We start from the raw sequence: 20,066 nt of genomic DNA, 5'->3' as shown, positions 1-20,066 counted from the left end.
TGACAGGGATATACTTATGAAAGTGGACTCTATATGAGTGGGTATGTCATACCACAAAAGACGGCGTGACGTGCTGAAGACTGTCGGTGTCGCTGGCGCGGTCGGCCTCGCAGGCTGTGCGGGCGGCGACGGCGGCGACGGCGGCGACGGCGGCGACGGCGACGACGGCGGAGACGGCGACGACGGGATGGACGGCGGCGACGGGAGCGACGGCGGGTCCGGCGGCGGCAGCCCGGACCTGCTCGTCGTCATCGGCTACCCCGAGAGCGGGATCCAGCTGTTCCGCGACTACTACGCCGCGTCCGACGGGGAGGAAGACATCCTCATCCCCGACGGGCTCCAGGACCCCTCGCTGCCCGGACAGGTCGGCAACGACATGAACAACGTCACCGGGACCGCGCCGGCGGCGGGCGGTCCGAACCAGGAGGCGTTCGAGACCCTGTACCAGGACGCCTACGACGAGACGCCGGGCGTGTTCACCTCGCAGTCGTACGACTCGGCGGCGGCGCTGATCCTAGCGAACGTCGCCGCGGGCGAAAACGACGGGACCGCGATCCGCGACCAGCTCCGCCGCATCGCGAACCCCGACGGCACCGAATACGGGCCGGGAGAGTTCATCGACGCCGTCGAGGCGGTCGCCAACGGCGAGAACATCAACTACCAGGGGGCGTCGAGCGCGGTCAACTTCGACCAGAACGGCGACCCCGCGTCGGCGGCCTACCAGATCTGGGAGTTCGCCGGACAGGGCGCCGACTCCGTCGACGTCCAGGAGACGCAGAACTTCACGGGCGAGAACCCCGAAGGGGCCGGCCCCTCCGCGGACTCCTCACCCGGCGGGTTCGGCCGCGAGGTGAGCGTCGGAATCCTGCTGCCCGAGACCGGCGACCTGGCGTCGACGGGGCAGCCGATGATCCGCGCGGCCGAGATCCCGGCCCAGCAGGTCAACGAGTCCGACCTCGACCTCACCGTGAACGCCCAGTTCGAGGACACGAACACCTCCCCGGACCAGGGGATCACCGGGGCCGAGTCGCTGATCAGTTCGGGGGTGCCCGCCGTGTGCGGGACCGCCTCCTCCGGCGTGAACGTCCCGGTCAGTACGGAGACGCTCATCCCGAACGAGGTCGTCGGCTGCTCGCCGTCCAGTACCGCGCTGTCGGTGACGAACCTCGAGGACGACGACTACATCTTCCGGACCGCCCCGAGCGACCAGCTCCAGGGCCGGGTCATGGCGCAGGTCGCCTCCGAGCGGCTCGGCGCTTCGACCGCCGCGACGCTGTACGTGAACAACGACTACGGACAGCAGCTCTCCAACCGGTTCAGCAACGTGTTCCAGGACACGTTCGACGGCGAAGTGTACGACCAGATCAGCTTCAACATCGGCTCGTCGTCGTACTCCAACGTCGTCGAACAGGCGCTTTCGAGCGGGAACTGAGGCGTCGGACGCGGCCTTCGATCCCTTCGTATTTTTCGCGCGGTTCGGTCGGGTAGCGACGCGGCACCGTCGCTCGAAGCGAGTCGATACCGAAGGCGATCCGCGATCCCGCGTGCCCCCGGCGCGGAGGGCGACCGACTACCCGCCGAGGAACTCCCGCCGGACCTGCTCGTCGTTCAGCAGCGCGGTCCCCTCGTCCTCGAACCGGTTCTGCCCGTTCGCGAGCACGTACCCGCGGTCGCAGCGCCTGAGCGCCTCCTTCGCGTTCTGTTCGACCATCAGGATCGACGTGCCCGACTCGTTGATCTCGTCGATCTTGTCGAACATCTCGTCGACGAGGTCGGGCGCGAGCCCTGCGCTCGGCTCGTCGAGCAACAGCAGTTCGGGGTCGAGCATCAGCGCCCGGCCCATCGCGAGCATCTGTCGCTGGCCGCCGCTCAGCGTTCCCGCCCGCTGGCCTTTCCGCTCTTCGAGGATCGGGAAGCGGTCGTACACCATCCTGAGCGCGTCCTGCGGCACTTCGTCGAGGATGTACGCGCCCATCTCTAAGTTCTCTTCGACGTCGAGCTCCGCGAAGACGTTCTCGCTCTGGGGAACGTACCCCAGCCCCTTGTGGATCACGTCCTCGGGCTTCGTCCCGCTGATGTCCTCGCCGTCGAACGTCACCGTCCCGCCCATGTGCGTCGTCAGGCCGAACACCGATTTCATGACGGTCGACTTGCCGGCCCCGTTCGGGCCGACGACGGTAACGTACTCCTCGTCGTCGACGTCGAGGTCGACGTCGGTGAGGATCTGGAGGTCGCCGTAGCCGGCGTCCAGCTCGCGGACCTCGAGCAGGCTCATACCTCACCCCCGAGGTACGCTTCGATGACCTCCTCGCTCTCCTTGATCTCCGCCGGCGTCCCGTCCTTCAGGATCCGGCCCTGGTGCATGACGATGACCCGCTCGCAGTTGTTCATGATGAGGTCCATATCGTGTTCCACGATGAGGAAGGTGTACCCCCGCTCGCGCAGCTCGTGGATGTGTTCGAGCAGCCGCTTCTCCAGCGAAGGGTTGACGCCCGCGAACGGCTCGTCGAGGAGCAGCACGTCGGGGTCGGTCAGCAGCGCCCGGGCCATCTCCAGCAGCTTCCGCTGGCCGCCCGAGAGGTTCCCGGCGTACTCGTCGGCGAGGTGGTCGATCTCGAAGAAGTCGAGCACCTCCCAGACGCGTTCGAGCTGTTCGGTCTCCTGTTCGCGTACCGACCCGCGGGTGAACGGCATGACCGACCGCCACAGCGACTCGCCGACCTGTCCCTTCGGCGCGAGCATCATGTTCTCGAGGACGGTCATCTCCTCCAGCTCGCGGGCGATCTGGAACGTCCGCGCGAGCCCCCGGTTCGCGATCTCGTGGGGCTGAAGCCCGGTGACGTCCTCGCCGTTGAACCGGACCGTCCCCGCGGTGGGGTCGAGCATCCCGGTGATGAGGTTGAACGTCGTCGACTTACCGGCCCCGTTCGGGCCGATAAGTCCGGTGAGGGTCCCCTCTTCGACGTCGAAGCTGACGTCGTCGACGGCGGTGATCCCCCCGAACTCCTTCCGGAGCCCCTCGACTTCGAGGGGCGCGTATCGGTCCGCGTTCTCCCCGGTCGGCGTGTCGGCTTCGGCGCCCATCACGTCCGTCAGGTCCGCGTCGCGCGACGATCCGTCGGCTGAGGCGTCGCCTTCGGCCGACGACGGCCCAGCGTCCGTCGCCGCTTTCTCGACCGGCGCGGCCTCGTTCGCGGCCGATTCGTCCGTTTCGCTCATCGCTCGTCACCCCCGTCGGCCGCGGTCGCTTTCCCGCTCGATCCGCCGCTTCTCGGCCGCGCGAGGTCGACGCTCGACGCCGTCTCCTTGCGGTGTCCGAGCAGCCCCTCGGGCCGGTTGTGCATCAGCCAGATCAGCACCACGCCCATGATCACCAGCCGCAGCTGGCTGACGCTGTCGAGCGTGTACAGGATAAACGGCATCGGGTCGAGCGAGGCGAACCCCGCCATCGCCTCGCCGAAGTTCCGCGGCGCGCTGCCGAGTTCGAACGCCGTCTGGACGAGGTTCTTGACGTACCGGGGACCCTGGTACAACACCCCGGCGAAGAGGGCGCCGCCGAGGAAGCTCCCGGTGTTCGACCCCGCACCGCCGATGATCAGCGCGATCCAGATGAAGAAGGTGATGTTCGGCCGGAACGACGGCGGCGTGACGCTCCCGCGGGCGGAGTACCAGAGGATCCCGCCGAGCCCCATCAGCGCGGCCCCGAGCACGAACGCCGTGAGCTTGAACCGGTCGGTGTCTTTCCCCAGCGCGTTCGCGACGTCCTCGTCCTCGCGGATCGCTTTTAAGACGCGTCCGAACGGCGACTTCCCGGTCCGCGAGAGCAACGCGTAGTACAGCCCGACGCCGATGAGCAGGAAGACCCCGTAGAGGAGCCCGTCGAGCACCGGCTTGGGGTTGTTCGAGATCACGTTCTCCTCCACGAACGAGACGAAGCCGAGGTACGGGTCCCACAGGAATAAGATTCGAAGCAACGCCTCGAGCGGGTTCGTGTAGTTCAGGATGAGGCCCCCGCCGCCGCCGAGGCCGATCGTGTCGGGTGCCGGGTCGAAGCTGAACAGCCAGAGGTCGATCGTGTCCGGCACCGTGAACGTCTGGAACGTCCGGGACATCATCGTGAATCGGATGATCTCCGAGAACGCCACCGTGACGATCGCGAGGTAGTCGGCCCGGAGCCGGAGCGCGGGCAGCGCCACGAGCAGCCCGAACAGGCCCGCCACCACCACACCGGCGGTGATGCCGACGAACAGCGGGAGGCCGAGCCCGCCGACCTGCGCGGCGCCCCCCGCCGCCGCCGGCTTCGAGACCACCGCGGTCGTGTAGATGCCGATTCCCATGAAGCCGACGATGCCGATGTTGAACAGCCCGGTGTACCCCCAGTGGAGGTTCAGCGCCAGCGCCAGCATGCCGAACACGCCGACGTAGAACGTGAGGTTCGCGATCGCGTTCAGCTGCCCGCGGAGGCCGTACCCGAAGGCGACTCCGGCGAGGATGTACGCCAGGTAGAGGACGCCGAGGACGGCGAGCACGAGCGTGACGTCGCGCTCGAAGAGCCCCTCGAACCGCCCGCGAAGGTCGCTGACGCTCATGCCGTTGTCCTCCCGCTGAAGATGCCTTCAGGCTTGAACAGTAGGATCACGATCATCACCAGGAACGCGGCCGCGCGGCCGAACGCCGAGGGGATCCAGATCACGGAGACGGAGGCGGTGAGACCGATGATGATCCCGCCGCCGATCGCGCCGTAGATCGAGCCGATCCCGCCGAGGATGACCGCGGCGAACACGAGCAGCAGGAGCAGCCAGCCGTCGTTGAAGCCGAGCGTCCCCTTCCAGAGGATGAACATGTACCCCGCGACGCCCGTGAGCCCGGCGCCGACGATCCACGTCGTGCGGATGACCCGCTCGGTCGGGATCCCGGTGATCCGCGCGAGGTCCTCGTTGTCGGACATCGCGCGCATCGCCTTCCCGAGCTTCGTCCGCTGAAGCAGCAGGTGGACGCCGAGCATGAGGCCGCCGGCGACGACGATGAGGCTGACGTCGTGGGCCGTCACCCGGAACGTCCCGTCGATCGCCGGGACGCTCACGCGCGGGACCGACCCTGCCGCCGTCGTTCCCCGGACGCCGGCCCCGAAAACGAACTGGAGCAGGTACCGGAGCGCGAACGCGACGCCGATGCTGGTTATCAGCAGCGCGATACCGCTCTCGTCGCGGATCGGCCGGTAGACGAACCGGTCGATCAGCAGCGCGAGCGCGATCGTGGCGACGCCGGCGACGAGGGCCCCGACGACGACGGCGACCGGCGCGGTCGTGACCCCGATGCCGAGCGCACCGCCGAACACCGACCCGCCCGCGCCGACGAGCAGGAGCGCGCCGACGCTGTTCTCGCCGATCCCGGCGATGAGGTAGCTGGTCGCCATCCCGGCGAACGCCCCGCTCGTGAGGTAGTCACCGTGCGCGAAGTTCGCGAAGTTGAGAATACTGTACGTCATCGAGAGTCCGATACCCGCCAGACCGATGATCAGCCCCCTGAGCAACCCGTCCCAGACGAGGGACGCGAGGCTGCTGATCTGGATCCCCCCTGTCAGGAGCCCGGAGACGAGTGACCACGCCATCCACAGGGCCACGAGCAGGACCCCGATGGCGAGCGGTTCCTCGCTGAGGGTTTGGCGGTACCGGACGTACGTTTCAGAGACACTCACGTGATAACACTCCTCATCATAGCGTATGAATCAACCTATAAGACGTTTTCTACCCAGAACATCCCGACTGACGGCATATTTAGCCACATAGGTACTGTCTCCAGAATATAAACACGCCCCCGAGCGGATCCGGCGATATCGGCGGCCGTGGCGGGCCGCTCGCGAACGTCTTTTATAAGATGATCCGTCGTATCCGAACCGATCGACCGTCGGTCAGTAGCCCTGTGCGTTGCCGTCCTTTCGGGGTTCGGTGGCGGCCGAGAGAACGCCGTCCTCGTTGCGGACGATCTGCGCGCCGCCGAACTGGACCGGCGAGAGCGTCCTGACGTCGTGGTCCTTCCGGACCAGCTTCGCGGCGACGTCGTCCTCGAAGTGCGGTTCGACCCCCAGCTCGCCGCTCTCGCGGTACCGCCACCGCGGCTCGTCGAGCGCGCGCTGGAGCGGCATGTCGTAGTCGACGACGTTCGAGATCACCTGGACGTGACCCTGCGGCTGCATGTACCCGCCCATCACGCCGAAGGCGGCCCAGTCGTCCTCGTCGAGGCGGACGACGGCGGGGACCAGCGTGTGGAACGGGCGCTTGCCGGGCTCGAGGCTGTTCGGGTGCTCGGGGTCGAGCGAGAAGGACGCGCCGCGGTTCTGGAGGGCGATCCCCGTCTCGCCCGCGACGAGCCCGGAGCCGAAGCCGGCGAACCGCGAGTTGATGTAGGAGACGACGTTCCCCTCGTCGTCGGCGACCGTGAGCAGCACCGTGTCGGCGTCCTCGGCGTTCGCGTTCGGCACGCCGAACGACACGTCGTGGTCGGCGGTCGGCCCGACGCCGGCCGCGCGCTTCGCCGCCCAGTCGGCCGACCCGAGCGGCGGGGTCTCCTCGTACTCGGGGTCGGCGATGTAGCGGTGCCCGTCGTGGAAGGCCAACTTCATGGCCTCCGCGAAGTAGTGGACGCGCTCGGCGGTGTCGTAGTCGTGCTCGCCGGCGCCGAGCTCGGCGGCGATATTGAGCGCCTCCAGCGCGATGAGCCCCTGGTTGTTCGGCGGGAGTTCGTACACCTCGGCGCCGTTGTACGTCGTCGAGACGGGCTCGGGCCACTCGACCTCGAAGTCGGCGAGGTCGTCGACGGTCATGAACCCGCCCTGCGACTGGATCTCCTCGGCGATGGCCTCGGCGATCTCTCCCTCGTACACCACGTCGGCGCCGTGTTCCGCGATCTTCCGCATCGACTCGCCGAGCCGCGGTAGGCGGACCGTCTCACCGGTCTCGGGGGCGTCCCCGTCGAACAGGAAGGCCTCCCGGGCGTGGTCGTCGGTGAACAGCTCCTCCGCGCCGGCCCAGTACGAGGCGATGACCTCCGAGACCGGGTACCCCTCGGTGGCGTACCTGATGGCGGGCTCGAGGACGTCGGCGAGGGTGAGCCGGCCGAGCTCCTCGATCGTCGCCTCCCAGCCGCGGGCCGTGCCCGGCACCGTGACCGCGTGGGGGCCGTAGAACGGCATGCCGGCCTCGTCGGTGTCGTCGACCGCGTAGCCGCCGTCGTCGGGGTAGTAGGAGTCGGCGTCGTCGTCCGATTGGAGGGCCTCGCGGACGTTCCCGATCGTCGCGGCGGCGGGAGCCCCGCCGCAGGCGCGCATCGCCCCCACCTCGCCGTCGGCCGTGCGGTACAGCGCGAACACGTCGCCGCCGAGCCCCGTCGAGGTCGGCTCGACGACGTTGAGCGCGGCCGCCGTCGCCACGGCCGCGTCGAACGCGTTCCCGCCGCCGCGCAGCGTCTCGATCCCCGCCTGACTGGCGAGGGGCTGGCTGGTCGCGACGACGCCGCGCTGACCGTACACCGTCGACCGCCGAGAAGTGAACCGGTCCAAGTCTGGCTCCATACCTCCGATCTGACTGCGCACAATATAAATGCCGGACCGGATCTATCCGGTCGGGCGGCGCCGGTCGCGGTTCCCGTCGCCGGTCGTCCCCACCGCCGGTCGTCCCCACCGCCGGTCGTCCCGATCTCCTCACGCCGGCGATGCACGGATCATCGGTACGTGATATCGTGTTCCATGATAATTGTTTGTGTCAGTTCCGCTGATCGAAACCGAACCGGCCGATTACTGTACGGACGGTGGTTTGCGGTACTGAATAGAATGGTTTTTAACAAGCCGCGAGTACGTGTGGGTATGTCTCACTCCGACAACGGACAGACGGGATCGGCAGCGACTCGCCGACGGGTTCTCGCCGCCATGGGCGGCGCGAGCGTCGTCGGTCTCGCGGGCTGCGTCGGCGGCGACGGCGGCGACGGCGGCGACGGCGGCGACGGCGGTGACGGCGACGGCGGCGACGACATGAACGAGTTCGTCGCGTCGGCCGCCGCGAATCCCGGTACGTTCGACCCGACGATCATCACCGACGCGACCTCCAACTCCGTCGTCGGCACGATGGCGTACGAGCGGCTGGTCGCGCTTACCTTCGACTACTCCGAGTTCCGCGGCGAGCTCGCGTCCAGCTACGAACAGGTCGACGACACCACCTTCCGGTTCCAGCTTCGCGAGGGCGTCACGTTCCACAACGGCGACGAGTTCACCGCGGAGGACGTCCAGTTCTCCATCAACCGGACGAGCGGCACCACCAACTCCGCCGACGTCTCGTTCATCGAGAACGTCGAGGTCCTCGGCGACTACGAGGTCGAGATCACGTCGAGCAACCCGCACGCACCGTTCCTGAGCGACCTCGCCGCGGTCCCGATCCTCACGAGCAAGACGGACGCGATCAGCGAGAACCCGGAGCAGGACGAGCACGACTTCACCGAGGAGACCCTCGGGACCGGCCCGTGGGTGCTGGACGAGTTCTCGGCTGAGGACCGCGCCGTCCTCGTCCCCTTCGAGGACTACTGGTACGACGGCGACGAGTACCCCGGGACGGCGCCGTGGGACCAGGTCACCATCCGAGTCATCCCGGAGCAGGTCTCCCAAGAGGAGGCGATGGCGGCCGGCGAGCTCGACATGATCGACAACGCGGCGCCGTTCGAGCTCGACCAGTGGGCGAACCAGACCGGCGAGATCGTCACCGGCGACGCGGTCGGGTTCGACTTCATCTCCTACCCGGTCAACCAGAGCCCGTTCACGAACGAGAAGCTCCGTCGCGGGATGACCCGCCTGCTCCCGAAGTCGGACGTCATCGAGGCCGTCTTCGGCGGCTACGCGACCGAGCTCGCGGGGCCGATCAGTCCCGGCCTCGGGGCGTTCTGGGACGAGGAGCACGAGCAGCGGCTCCTCGACGAGTACGTCGGCGAGGACGAGGAGGAGGGGCTCCGCCTCATCGGCGAGGCGTTCGAGGAGGAGGACATCGAGGCGCCGTTCGACGTCTCCTTCATCACCAACGTCAACCGGACCCGCGAGCGGTGGATGGAGATCATCCAGCAGACGATGGACGAGACCGAGTACTTCAACGCCGAGCTCGACGTCCGCGCGTTCGACGACCTGGTCCCGTTCCTGCTCGACCCCGAGGGCGCCGCGGCCAGCACCGACGTCGTCGGCATCGGCTGGACCGGCGGCTCCGACCCGGACGGACACATCAACCAGCTGCTCCACTCCAGCCAGCACGTCCCCGACGGGTTCAACTGGAACCTCTACGAGAGCGATGAGATGGACTCGCTGATCGAGGAGGGACAGACCACCCTCGGCGCCGAGAACCGGCTCCCGATCTACCAGGACATCCAGGAGCTCGTCGCGCAGGACGTCCCGATGGCGAACATGTGGACCTCCGACGTGATCGACATCGTCAACCCGTCGAACATCGAGTCGGTCGACCAGTGGAGCCCGCACCCGAACGCGAGCAACCGCTACAACACGCTGTACAAGCCGCACCTCGACGAGATCGTCTACCCGGCGGAGTAACGACCCCGAACACCCGATAGCCCTCTCAATTCACCTCGATGAGCCTTCAACGATTCGTACTCAAACGCGGCTTGATTACCATCCCGCTGCTGCTCGGGATCTCCCTGCTCACCTTCGGGATGGTCCACGCCATCCCCGGGGATCCGATCGACTTCATCACGCTGTTCACGGAGCTCGATCCGCAGACGGAGATGGAGATACGGGCGGAATACGGCCTCGATCAGCCGGTGTATATCCAGTACATCGACTGGGTCACCGACGCGGCGACCGGCGACTTCGGCCGGTCGATCATCACCCGCGACCCGGTTATCGACGAGATCATGACCCGACTTCCGTACACACTCGTGATGGGGATCATGGCGTTCGGCGTCACGCTTATCACGGCGATCCCGACCGGTGTGATCGCGGCCTACTACCGCGACACCAAGATCGACCAGGCCAGCCGCGTGTTCGCCCTGCTCGGGATCGCGATCCCGAACTTCCTGCTTGGCCTGCTGCTAATCCTGATCTTCGCCAGCTGGCTCGACTTGTTCCCCGTCCTCCCGCCGACCGATCAGGGGATCCTCAGCTACGACATGTTGGTGTACACGCTGTTGCCGGCGATCACGATCGGGACCGGCTCCACCGCCCTGCTGATGCGGCTGATGCGGTCCTCGATGGTGGAGGAGCTCGACAAAGACTACGTCCGAACGGCCCGTGCGAAGGGACTCCCCGAGCGGACGGTGGTTCAGAAACACGTCCTCCGGAACTCGCTGATCTCGGTCGTCACCGTGGCGGCCATCCAGGTCGCGTTCATCATCAGCGGCTCCGTCGTCGTCGAGATCGTCTTCTCGTACCCGGGTATCGGGCGCCTCCTCGTCAACCGAGTGGGGAACCGCGACTTCCCGGTGATCCAGGCGATCGTCCTCCTCATCGGCGTCGCCGTGATACTCGCGAACTTCGTCGCAGACGTGCTCTACGCGTATCTCGACCCCCGAATCCGATACTAAATAATGTCAAGTGAAACCTCACAGCGGACGACGGACCGCGGACGAATACGGGTCTCCGGCTTCGACGTCGACCGCGTCGAATCCCGGGACCCGCTCTCCTCGTGGGAGCCCGACCTCCAGTCGGAGGAGGGGCGCGGTCGCCTCGAGTACGCGTGGATGCGGTTCAAACGGAACCGCCTCGCGCTGTTCGGTGCGGCCACGATAGCCTTCATGGTCCTGCTCGCGGTGTTCTCTCGGCCCATCCAGCTTCCGGGAAGCTTCCCCGTGCTGGCCGGGCAGACGGTCCAGCCGTTCTCGCTCGCGCCGGCCGACCCCGCGAACCAAGACGTGCTCACCGGGTACCGGGAGCCGACCCTCGAGAACGTCCTCACATGGCCCCCCACCGGGCTCTACCTGTTCGGCGCCGACTGGGCCGGCCGCGACATCCTCTCGCGGGTGATGTACGGCGGCCGCTGGAGCCTCTCGATCGGCTTCATCGCCGTCGCCATGGCGCTCCTCGTCGGGATCCCGCTCGGCTCGATCGCTGGCTACTACGGCGGCAAGGTCGACGAGCTCATCATGCGGATCGTCGACATGCTGTACGCGTTCCCGTTCATCGTGCTCGCGATCGCGGTCATCGCGGTGCTCGGCCGGGGCTACTGGGAAATGATCCTCGCGTTGGTCGTCGTCGGCTGGCTCCCGTACGCCCGCATCATCCGCGGCGAGATCCTGAGCGTGAAGGAAAACGAGTACGTCACCGCCGCGAAGGCGCTCGGCTCCCGCGACCGCTCGATCATCGTCCGGCACATCCTGCCGAACGCCATGGCGCCGGTGATCGTGCAGGCGACGCTCAGCATCGGCACCACGGTGCTCGTCGCCGCGGCGCTCGGGTTCATCGGGCTCGGGCTGTCGCCGGCGAGCGCGGAGTGGGGCGTCATGCTCAACGTCGAGCAGGACGCGATCGCCCGCGGTCGCTGGTGGGCCGGGCTGTTCCCGGGGCTCGCGATCTTCGTCTTCGTGATGGCGATCAACCTGGTCGGCGACGGCGTCCGCGACGCGTTCGACCCGCAGGGCGATCAGACCGACACCGACACCGGGGGGCTCCGCTGATGGCGATGCTCGAAGTCGAGGACCTCAACGTGCGGTTCTACACCGACGACGGCGTCGTCAGGGCGACCAACGACCTCTCGTACCGGATCGAGGCGGGAGAGCGCTTCGGCGTCGTCGGCGAGAGCGGGGCCGGGAAGAGCGTTACCAGCCTCGCGCTGATGCGGCTCATCGACGACCCCGGCGTCATCGAGAGCGGCGAGATCCGTTTCAAGGGAGAGAACATCCTGGAGATGGACGAAGAGGAGATCCGCTCGCTCCGCGGCAACGAGATCGCGATGATCTTCCAAGACGCCGAGACCGCGCTGAACCCCTCGTACACAGTGGGCGAGCAGATATCGGAGGCGATCCGATTCCACCTCGGGCTCGACGATGCGGCGGCCCGCGAGCGGGCCATCGAGACGCTGGAGTCGGTGGGGATCCCGTCGGCGGCCGAGCGGTACAGCGACTACCCGCACGAGTTCTCCGGCGGGATGCAACAGCGCGTCGTGATCGCGATCGCGCTGTCGTGTGACCCCGATCTGATCATCGCCGACGAGCCGACGACCGCGCTCGACGTCACCATCGAAGCGCAGATCCTCGAACTGCTCGAGGAGATCGCGACCGAGTTCGACACCGCGATCCAGCTTATCACCCACGACCTCGGGGTGGTCGCCGAGTTCTGCGACCGCGTGATGGTGATGTACGCCGGGCACCCGGTGGAGATGGCGCCGGTCGAGGACGTCTACTACGACCCGCAACACCCCTACACCGTCGGGCTGATGAGCTCGATCCCGCGGATCGGCGACGACCGCGACCGGCTCCAGACGATCCCCGGACGAATGCCGGACCTGATCGAGATGCCGCCGGGGTGTAACTTCCACCCGCGGTGTCCGTACGCAGAGGAGTCGTGCACCCGCGTGGAGCCGCAGCTCGTCGACGTCGAGACCGGCGAGCCCGCGGACCCGATCAACAGCGACGCGCAGACCGCCGCGTGCCTCGCCCACACCGGTGAACTCACGGGGGAGCTCGACTACGAGGTCACCGTCCGAGGGGACGGCGAGCTCCGCGACCCGGACGGCGCGTCGAGCTCGGCGGGGGTGAGCGACCGATGAGCGGCTCCGAGCCGCTCCTCCGCGTCGAGGGGTTAGAGAAGTACTACACGTCGGAGAGCGACTTCATCGACCGGCTCCTCGGCCGACAGAAGGACGTGAAGGCGGTCGACGGCGTCTCCTTCGAGATCAGCGAGGGCGAGACGTTGGGGCTGGTCGGCGAGAGCGGCTGCGGCAAGAGCACCATCGGCCGGTCGATCCTCCAGCTCCGCGAGCCGACCGCCGGCTCGGTGTATTTCAAAGGGCAGGACATCACGACGCTCTCCGACAGCGAGCTCCGGGACCTCCGGAAGGAGATGCAGATCATCTTCCAGAACCCGCGGTCAAGCCTCAACCCGCGGCTGACGGTGAACGACATCATCGGCGAGGCGCTCGACATCCACGGGATCGAGGGTGGCGTCTCCCGCGACGCCCGGATCAAGGAGCTGCTCGAACGGGTGGGGCTCAACGCGAGCCACGCCAACCGGTACCCGCACGAGTTCTCGGGCGGGCAGCTCCAGCGGATCGGCATCGCCCGCGCGCTCGCCGTGGACCCGGACTTCATCGTCTGCGACGAGCCCGTCTCGGCGCTCGACGTGTCGGTGCAGGCGCAGATCCTCAACCTGCTGGAGGACCTCCAGGACGAGCTGGGGATCGCGTACCTGTTCATCGCGCACGACCTCTCGGTCGTCGAGCACATCGCCGACGAGATCGCCGTGATGTACCTCGGCAAGATGGCCGAGATCGGTACGCCGGAGGAGCTGTTCGCGCCGCCGCAACACCCCTACACCGAGGCGCTGCTGTCGGCGATCCCGGAGCCGGACCCGCTGTGGGAGGGCGACCGGATCCTGCTCGAGGGGTCGGTCCCCTCCCCGATCGACCCGCCCTCCGGCTGTAAGTTCCACACGCGGTGTCCCCGCGTCATCCCGCCGTCGGACTACGACTTCGAGCAGGAGGAGTGGCGGGCGGTCATGTCGCTCCGCCACCGGGCCCGCGAGGAGGACATCGCCGTCGAGACGTTCGACGCGGAGGACACGACGCTCATGGAGGCGCTCCGCGAGGAGCTCGACCTCCCGTCGTCGCTGACGGACCCGGACGCGGAGCGGGTGGTGCAGGAGGCGCTCCGATCGGTCGCGGACGAGGAGTTCGCCGACGCGGAGGCGCTTCTGAGCGAGACGTTCGAGACGCCTTGCTCGACGGACGAACCGGTGCTCCGTCGGACCGACGCCGGACGGGTCGCGTGTCACCTCTTCGACCCGGCCTACGAAGGCGGGACGGACGACGGAACGGCGACCGGCGACGGGACCGCCACGGGGCCGGCGGCGAGCGGCGACGACTGACAGCGGTCGCGCGGTCGGCCGCGCTCCGACCGCGACGCCGAACTAACTCCCGGCGCCCCGACGCACCCGACGACACGCTTATTCTTCCCGACGGGTACTCTCGATCATGCGTCGATCACGCGGGCGGGACGGCGTCGACCGCTCCGACGACGACCCGTTCCGACCGAACGAGTCCGCCGAGCGCCACCGCCCTCGGGCCGCCAAGACGCTCCCGGCGGCGACGCTGGCGCGGTGGCTGCTCCCGGCGCGGCTCCACCGTCGGGCCGTCTCCGTCAGCGTCGACACCCCCGCGAGCGTGTACGAGCGGGGTGAGCCGGTCCCGGTCGCGTTCGAGTTCCGGAACCCGCTGCCGGTCCCGGTGACCGTTCGGACCCGAACGCCGGTTCCGTGGACGTGGCACGTCGACGGGCACCGCGACGCCTCACACGTGCCCGAACCGCTCCCGGAGTCGGCGTCGCGATTCACCCTCGACCGGGGGGAGCGCCGCCGGTTCACCCGTCACTGGGAGCAGAGCTTCCAGGTCTCGGAGACGGACTGGCAGCCGGCCGAGCGCGGCGAACACACGATCGGTGTCGGCCTCTCCGTGGACGATCCCGCGGGGAAGGGCGTGTACGACGAGACGACGGTCCGGATCGAGTGACCGGGCGCCGCGGGTCCGCGGCGAGGGGTGCCGCCGACTCGTCACCCTACTCTTCGGCGTCGCTCGGGATGTCTATCTCCTCCTGATGGTACCGCTCCGTCGCGAGCTCCGTGACCGCCCGGAGTGACTCGACGAGGTCGTCAGATTCGTCGAGCGCGTACCGGTCCGGGTCGGTGCCCTCTGCCCGGTCGACGTCGAGGATCCCGAACGGTTCGAGCCCGTCGAGCGCCTCGTGGACAACGGTCCGGTCGACGCCGGCGCCCGCGGCGATCCGCTCGACCGACAGCGGCTCGGAGGCGTAAAACAGCGCCGCGACGACCCGCGCCCGCACCCGATTCGCGAACAGGAGCGCGAGGCCGTTCTCCTCCACCAGCCGCGTGTACTCGTCCGTCGATTGCTCGTCCATGCCCCCAATTCACGAGCGAGCGGCATGACGGCTTCGGAACCGACCGGTCACCGGCCGCGAATCGAGCCCTCGTCGGCCCGGGGGTCGGCTCGGCGTCGACCTCCCCGACCGGCTTCCTTCGAGTCCGCAGCGCCCACTCGAAATCCGTCGTGTCAGGCCGGGTGAGGGCCGTGAACCGAACGACTCCGGCCATGAGAGCGATACGCGGCCGCTCCCGATGAGACGCGCTAATAAATGGGATACCGATATACCGAATTCGATCGACCCCGATCACGAAGCCGCTTCGACGACGCCGTCGCCTCGTTCCGCGGAGACCCCCGCCAGTTCGTCGCGGCGGGTTCGACGCGACGGATTCGACGCGTCGGCCATCTCGGTGCTGCTCTGCGGGCGTCGACGCGTTCGGTCGGGTCGACGAGGGAGTCGAGAAACCGCTGGACTCCCGTTAGACGGGGGCCTCGGTACTCATAGGGCTCGTCGTCGCTGGTGCCGAGGCAGCTCGGAGCGGTGCATCGTCATCGGCCGGTCAACCGTACTCGCCTCGCGAACTAAAACCGCCGGGTCGGCGGCTGGGTCGGTCGGGTGGGGGAGGGCGCGATCAGTAGCCGAGCTCCTCGTAGTCTTGGGGGGTCTCTTCCGGGGCGAGCCGCAGGAACCGGAGCTCGCGGACGCCTTTCACCGTCCGTCCCGCGTCGACCGGGGCGACGAACCGCGGCGCGCGGGCGGCCGGTAGCGCCTCTCCGCCGCGTTCGACGGCCAGCACCGCGTCGAGCGCCGTCCGGAGCGGGACGCAGACGGCGTAGCCGTCGGCCGCGACGCGGACGTGGGTCGCGTCGGGGTCGACCGTCACGTCCGGGCGGTCCAGCAGCGCCCCGACGGTGACTCCGCGCCAGGTGCCGCCCCAGCGCTCCCCGCTGGCACACAGGAACTCCTCGGCGGCCGTTTCGAGCGCCGCGTCGGCGAGCTCGTCGAGCGCGACGACGCCCTCGGCGAGCCCGCGCAGCCGGACCTCGACCGCCGCCGCGTCGGGATCCGAGGCGCCGGACTCCCGTCGGCTCAGTCCCACGGCGGGTCACCCCCGTGCTCGTTCGGACTCATACTGACGCCGACGGGGCCGACACGTACAAAAGGTCCGCTCGTTTTCGGGAGCCGAGGTCGCGAACGAACATATTCGACTGCGGCCGCGACCCCGCGCTCGCGGCCGCGATCGTCGGGGCGGCGACAGTCGCGGCCGCGACTGTCGCGACGGCTCGGTCCGGACTCCCGGTTCTCGCTCGCTGTCCACTTATAAATACTCTCGCGGCGGGTCAGTCGCCGCCGTGGCACGACCCCGCGTAGGCGTTCCACCGGTCGATCCCGTTCGGAAGCCGGCGATCGGTGCCGGCGTCGAACGTCGCCGCGCACTCCGCGACCGCTTCCGCCGCGGTCGGCGGGGCGTCGTCGCGATCAGGCGTCCCCTCCCGATCTTCTTCGTCCTCCCGCTCGATACTCGTCTCGCGCGTGCTCGGACCCTCGGGACGGGTCGCCGCCGCCGATTCCGAGCCTGCGTCAAATGTGTACTACGGGTGGCACGTCTCTCCCGAGACGCCGGTCCTTAATAATAGTTCATGTTTGTTTCGGGCGTCGGGAGCGAGGGCCTCGCGTCGGCCGGCTACTCGTACGACTCGGGTTCGATCCCGGAGAGCCGCATCGCGTTGCCGGTGACACCGAGGCTCATTCCCATGTCGCCGACGACGACCGCGGCGGCGACGCTCACGAGCCCCAGCGGCACCCCGACCGCGAGCAGCGCTTTCACCCCCAGACTCGCCCAGATGTTCTGGCGGATGACCCCGTTGGCCGTGTGCGAGAGCGCGTACAGGTACGGGAGCTTCGCCACGTCGTCGCCCATCAGCGCGATGTCGGCGGTCTCCAACGCCGTGTCCGTCCCCGCGGCGCCCATCGCGACGCCGACCTCGGCGGTCGCCAGCGCGGGCGCGTCGTTGATCCCGTCGCCGACCATCGCCACCTCGCCGTACTCGGCCTGCAGCGACTCGACCGCCGCGACCTTATCTTCCGGCAAGAGCTCGGCGCGGTACTCGTCGACGCCGACCCGCTCGGCGATCGCTCGCGCCGTGCCCTCGTTGTCGCCCGTCAGCATCACGACGCGCGTCACGCCGAGCTCGCGGAGGCGCTCGACCGCGCGCTTCGAGTCGGGCCGCACCTCGTCGGCGACGGCGACCGCCCCGGTCAGTTCGGTCGCCGTCCCGACGAGCACGACGGTCTTCCCCTCGCGCTCCAGCGCTGCGAGCGTCCCCTCGCCGAACGCCCCGTCGTCGGAACTCCGCGACTCGGAGGCCGCGTCGCCCTCGGTCACGACCCCGCCGTCGGTCTCGGCGCGGGCCCGCGAGAGGTCGAAGCCGAGCTCCTCGAACAGCGCCGGGTTCCCGGCGTAGAACGTCTCGCCGTCGATCTCCGCCCGGACGCCCTTCCCGGTGAGGCTCTCGAAGCCCGACGGCTCCGGGAGGTCGGTCGCCCCCGCGCGGTCGGCCCGGTCGAGGATCGCGGCCGCGATAGGGTGTTCGCTCCGGCGTTCCAACGCCGCCGCCCGCCGGAGCAGCGTCGCCTCGTCGGCGTCGCCGAGCGGGACGAGGTCGGTGACCGCGAGCTCGCCCTTCGTGAGCGTCCCGGTCTTGTCGAGCGCGACGGCGTCGACGTCGCCCATCGCCTCCAGGTGGTTCCCGCCCTTGATCAGGACGCCGTTCTTCGCCGCGCTGGTGATCCCGGAGACGACCGAGACCGGCGTCGAGATGACGAACGCGCAGGGGCAGGCGATCACCAGCAGCGTGAGCCCGCGGACGAACCACGTCCCCCAGTCCGCGGCGAAGACGAACGGGTAGCCGGCGAGCTCGACCGTCACCGGGTCACCGATGAGAATCGGCGGCAGCGCGGCCGTCAGGATCGCTAACACGACCACGACCGGGGTGTAGTACCCCGCGAAGCGGTCGACGAATCGCTCCGTCTCGGTCTTCTCGGCCTGCGCGCCCTGCACCAGCTCGATGATCCGCGAGAGGGTGGAGTCGCCGGCGGTCGAGGTCACCTCGATCTCGAGGTACCCCTCCTCGTTGATCGACCCCGCGAACGCCTCGTCGCCGACCGCCTTGTCGACGGGGACGCTCTCGCCGGTGATCGGCGACTCGTCGACCGCGCTCTCCCCCTCGGTCACCGTCCCGTCGAGGGGGACCTTCTCGCCCGGCCGGACGATCACGGTCTCGCCGACGGCGACGCCGTCGGTCGGAACGGTTGTCTCCCCGCCCTCGCGCCTGACGGTGGCCTCGTCCGGCGACAGCTCCATCAGCTCGCGGAGCGAGTCGCGGGCGCGATCCATCGCGTAGTCCTCCAGGAGTTCGGCGACGCTGAAGAGGACGGCGAGCGTGGCCGCCTCGACGAAGTACCCGATCCCCGTCGCGGCGAGGATCGCGGTCCCCATCAGCAGGTCGATATCGAGGCTCCGGTTCAGCGCCGAGTAGTAGCCGCCGCGGACGACGGGGAGTCCGCTGGCCGCGACGGCGCCGAGGAACAGCACGTCCGCGAGCGTGAGCGGGGCGCCGAGCACGCTCGCCACCGCGGGGTTCGAGCCGGTCAGGACGAACTCGAACAGGAGCCCGGCGACGACGAGGACCGCGCCCACCCACGTCTTCTTCGCGCGCGGCGTCGTCCAGACCTCGGACGGGGGCGCGACGGCGACGCCGCCGGACCCCCCGTCGGCCTCCCCACCGCCGTCACCGTCGGCGCTTCCCTCACCGTTCGACCGGCCGCCGGTGACCTCGTAGCCGACGCCCTCGATCGCCGCGACCACGTCCTCCTCGGTCGTTCGCTCGGCGTCGTACGTGACCGTCGCGGTCCCGGCGGTGGGATTGAGCGCAACCTCGACCACGCCGTCGACGCGTTCGAGGGCGTTGTCGACCTTCCCGGCGCACGACGGGCAGTCCATCTCGGGGACCGCGAGGCCGGCGGTCAGCTCGCGTCGCTCGCCGGTCGCGTCCACCTCGTTCTCCGACTCGTCACTCATTACGTGGAGAGACGGCCCTGACGGCGATAAGCCTTAGTTGGAAATCTCCAACGTTCTCCGTCCGCCGACCCTCGGATCGCTCAGTTCCGCGGTGCGGGGACGTCGTCGGCCCGTGGCTCGCGGTCGACGTGGGCCTTCGCCAGCAGCTCCTCGGCCCGACGGAGCCTGTAGGTGAGCGTGGACCGCGGGACGTCGAGGTGGGCCGCGAGCTCGCCCGCGTCGACCGCTCGCGGCGACTCGTAGTAGCCGTGTTCGACCGCGGCCCTGAGCGCGGCCTCCTGCTCGGGGGAGAGCCCGACGCCGCCGGCGTCCCCGTTCGACTCGCCCGGCGCGCCCGAGACGCTCGCCGTCCTGAGCAGCTCCGTCCGAGCGGCGTCGCCGACGGCCGCGCGGAGCGCGTCGAAGAACGCACCCACGTCGCCCTCGCCGGAGTGGATGAGCCGCCAGGTGTAGTGGCGCCCCTCGTGGCGCGTCTCGAACAGGACGCCGTCGCCGAGGTGGTTCCGCGCCAGGTGAGGGACCGACGCGCAGACGGGCGTGGGCTCCCAGTCGGTGTACAACACGAGCGTGTCGTCGGTCCGGTCGAGGACGCGGGTCGTCTGGGTCGCCCCGCAGTCCTCGGTCGCGAGGCAGTCGGCGTAGTAGTCGCCGTCGGTGAAGGCGGTCTCGACGGCCGCGAGCGCCTCCGAAGCGCCCGTCGCGTGGTCGACGCGCCAGAGGTGGTCGTCGGTGGCGTGCAGCGACAGCGACCGCACCTGCGCGCCGGGGTGGTCGGCGAGCGCGTCGGCCACCCTGTTGCGCCCCGGCTCGTACTCGAGGGCGAAGGCGAGTTCGCGCATGCGACCACCTACGCGGTACGCGGACATAACAGGTGGGCCCGTCGCGGTCCGCGCCCGCGACGCATCTGCGCTCG

The 20,066-nt window shown here is 68.9% G+C and carries 16 protein-coding genes; 7 read left to right on the top strand and 9 right to left on the bottom strand.

What is annotated here, in order from left to right:
- The first annotated feature begins 43 nt into the window (after nucleotides 1-43).
- Entirely contained in the window at nucleotides 44-1,432 is a 1,389-nt protein-coding gene (locus tag B4V06_RS14460) for an ABC transporter substrate-binding protein (RefSeq protein ID WP_123112690.1), read from the top strand.
- Between the two features lie 138 nt (nucleotides 1,433-1,570).
- Here B4V06_RS14460 and B4V06_RS14455 read toward each other — a convergent pair whose 3' ends face one another.
- The 5 genes from B4V06_RS14455 to ggt all read right to left on the bottom strand — a co-directional run bounded on the left by B4V06_RS14455 (nucleotide 1,571) and on the right by ggt (nucleotide 7,570).
- Nucleotides 1,571-2,275, bottom strand: a complete 705-nt coding sequence (locus tag B4V06_RS14455; RefSeq protein ID WP_498170358.1) for an ABC transporter ATP-binding protein — start codon at nucleotides 2,273-2,275, stop codon at nucleotides 1,571-1,573.
- Complete coding sequence (locus B4V06_RS14450; RefSeq protein ID WP_498170646.1) at nucleotides 2,272-3,084, bottom strand: ABC transporter ATP-binding protein; 813 nt, start codon at nucleotides 3,082-3,084, stop codon at nucleotides 2,272-2,274. The genes B4V06_RS14455 and B4V06_RS14450 overlap by 4 nt, the downstream gene beginning before the upstream one ends.
- Before the next feature lie 131 nt (nucleotides 3,085-3,215).
- Complete coding sequence (locus B4V06_RS14445) at nucleotides 3,216-4,589, bottom strand: branched-chain amino acid ABC transporter permease (RefSeq protein WP_498170357.1); 1,374 nt, start codon at nucleotides 4,587-4,589, stop codon at nucleotides 3,216-3,218.
- The gene (locus tag B4V06_RS14440; RefSeq protein WP_123112687.1) at nucleotides 4,586-5,698 is read right to left on the bottom strand and encodes a branched-chain amino acid ABC transporter permease; all 1,113 of its coding nucleotides are present in this window, start codon (nucleotides 5,696-5,698) and stop codon (nucleotides 4,586-4,588) included. Before B4V06_RS14440 ends, B4V06_RS14445 begins: the two co-directional genes overlap by 4 nt.
- Nucleotides 5,699-5,911: 213 nt before the next feature.
- On the bottom strand, nucleotides 5,912-7,570 hold the full coding sequence (gene ggt, locus B4V06_RS14435) for a gamma-glutamyltransferase (protein ID WP_123112686.1): 1,659 nt from the start codon (nucleotides 7,568-7,570) through the stop codon (nucleotides 5,912-5,914).
- 291 nt (nucleotides 7,571-7,861) lie between these two features.
- On the opposite strand from ggt, the gene B4V06_RS14430 reads away from it, so the two are divergent.
- The 6 genes from B4V06_RS14430 to B4V06_RS14405 all read left to right on the top strand — a co-directional run bounded on the left by B4V06_RS14430 (nucleotide 7,862) and on the right by B4V06_RS14405 (nucleotide 14,702).
- Nucleotides 7,862-9,577, top strand: a complete 1,716-nt coding sequence (locus tag B4V06_RS14430) for an ABC transporter substrate-binding protein (RefSeq protein WP_158606060.1) — start codon at nucleotides 7,862-7,864, stop codon at nucleotides 9,575-9,577.
- A 38-nt stretch (nucleotides 9,578-9,615) separates the two neighbouring features.
- Nucleotides 9,616-10,566, top strand: coding sequence for an ABC transporter permease (locus B4V06_RS14425; RefSeq protein ID WP_123112684.1), 951 nt, complete (start codon nucleotides 9,616-9,618; stop codon nucleotides 10,564-10,566).
- A 3-nt stretch (nucleotides 10,567-10,569) separates the two neighbouring features.
- A complete protein-coding gene (locus tag B4V06_RS14420; protein WP_123112683.1) occupies nucleotides 10,570-11,655 on the top strand; it encodes an ABC transporter permease in 1,086 nt (361 codons plus the stop codon).
- Nucleotides 11,655-12,746, top strand: a complete 1,092-nt coding sequence (locus tag B4V06_RS14415) for an ABC transporter ATP-binding protein (protein WP_498170354.1) — start codon at nucleotides 11,655-11,657, stop codon at nucleotides 12,744-12,746. Before B4V06_RS14420 ends, B4V06_RS14415 begins: the two co-directional genes overlap by 1 nt.
- Nucleotides 12,743-14,062, top strand: a complete 1,320-nt coding sequence (locus B4V06_RS14410; RefSeq protein ID WP_498170353.1) for an ABC transporter ATP-binding protein — start codon at nucleotides 12,743-12,745, stop codon at nucleotides 14,060-14,062. Before B4V06_RS14415 ends, B4V06_RS14410 begins: the two co-directional genes overlap by 4 nt.
- A 106-nt stretch (nucleotides 14,063-14,168) precedes the next feature.
- Nucleotides 14,169-14,702 (top strand): DUF7974 family protein, encoded by a 534-nt coding sequence (locus B4V06_RS14405; protein ID WP_123112680.1) that lies wholly within the window; start codon nucleotides 14,169-14,171, stop codon nucleotides 14,700-14,702.
- Nucleotides 14,703-14,748: 46 nt separating this feature from the next.
- Here B4V06_RS14405 and B4V06_RS14400 read toward each other — a convergent pair whose 3' ends face one another.
- From B4V06_RS14400 to B4V06_RS14385, 4 genes are all read right to left on the bottom strand, one after another.
- On the bottom strand, nucleotides 14,749-15,108 hold the full coding sequence (locus B4V06_RS14400; protein WP_123112679.1) for a helix-turn-helix domain-containing protein: 360 nt from the start codon (nucleotides 15,106-15,108) through the stop codon (nucleotides 14,749-14,751).
- 595 nt (nucleotides 15,109-15,703) lie between these two features.
- Nucleotides 15,704-16,171 carry a molybdopterin-dependent oxidoreductase gene (locus B4V06_RS14395; RefSeq protein ID WP_255212494.1) on the bottom strand — a complete coding sequence of 156 codons (468 nt, stop codon included), beginning with the start codon at nucleotides 16,169-16,171 and terminating at the stop codon, nucleotides 15,704-15,706.
- A gap of 585 nt (nucleotides 16,172-16,756) precedes the next feature.
- Nucleotides 16,757-19,153: a heavy metal translocating P-type ATPase gene (locus B4V06_RS14390; protein WP_123112678.1), complete on the bottom strand. Its 2,397-nt coding sequence runs from the start codon at nucleotides 19,151-19,153 to the stop codon at nucleotides 16,757-16,759.
- An 80-nt stretch (nucleotides 19,154-19,233) separates the two neighbouring features.
- The gene (locus B4V06_RS14385) at nucleotides 19,234-19,992 is read right to left on the bottom strand and encodes a helix-turn-helix domain-containing protein (RefSeq protein WP_123112677.1); all 759 of its coding nucleotides are present in this window, start codon (nucleotides 19,990-19,992) and stop codon (nucleotides 19,234-19,236) included.
- Nucleotides 19,993-20,066 lie beyond the last annotated feature (74 nt).

It is taken from the genome of Halorubrum sp. B53 (genome assembly GCF_059752395.1).
Note: the sequence above shows the minus strand (reverse complement) of the source record. Positions and strands in the feature narration are given on the sequence as shown.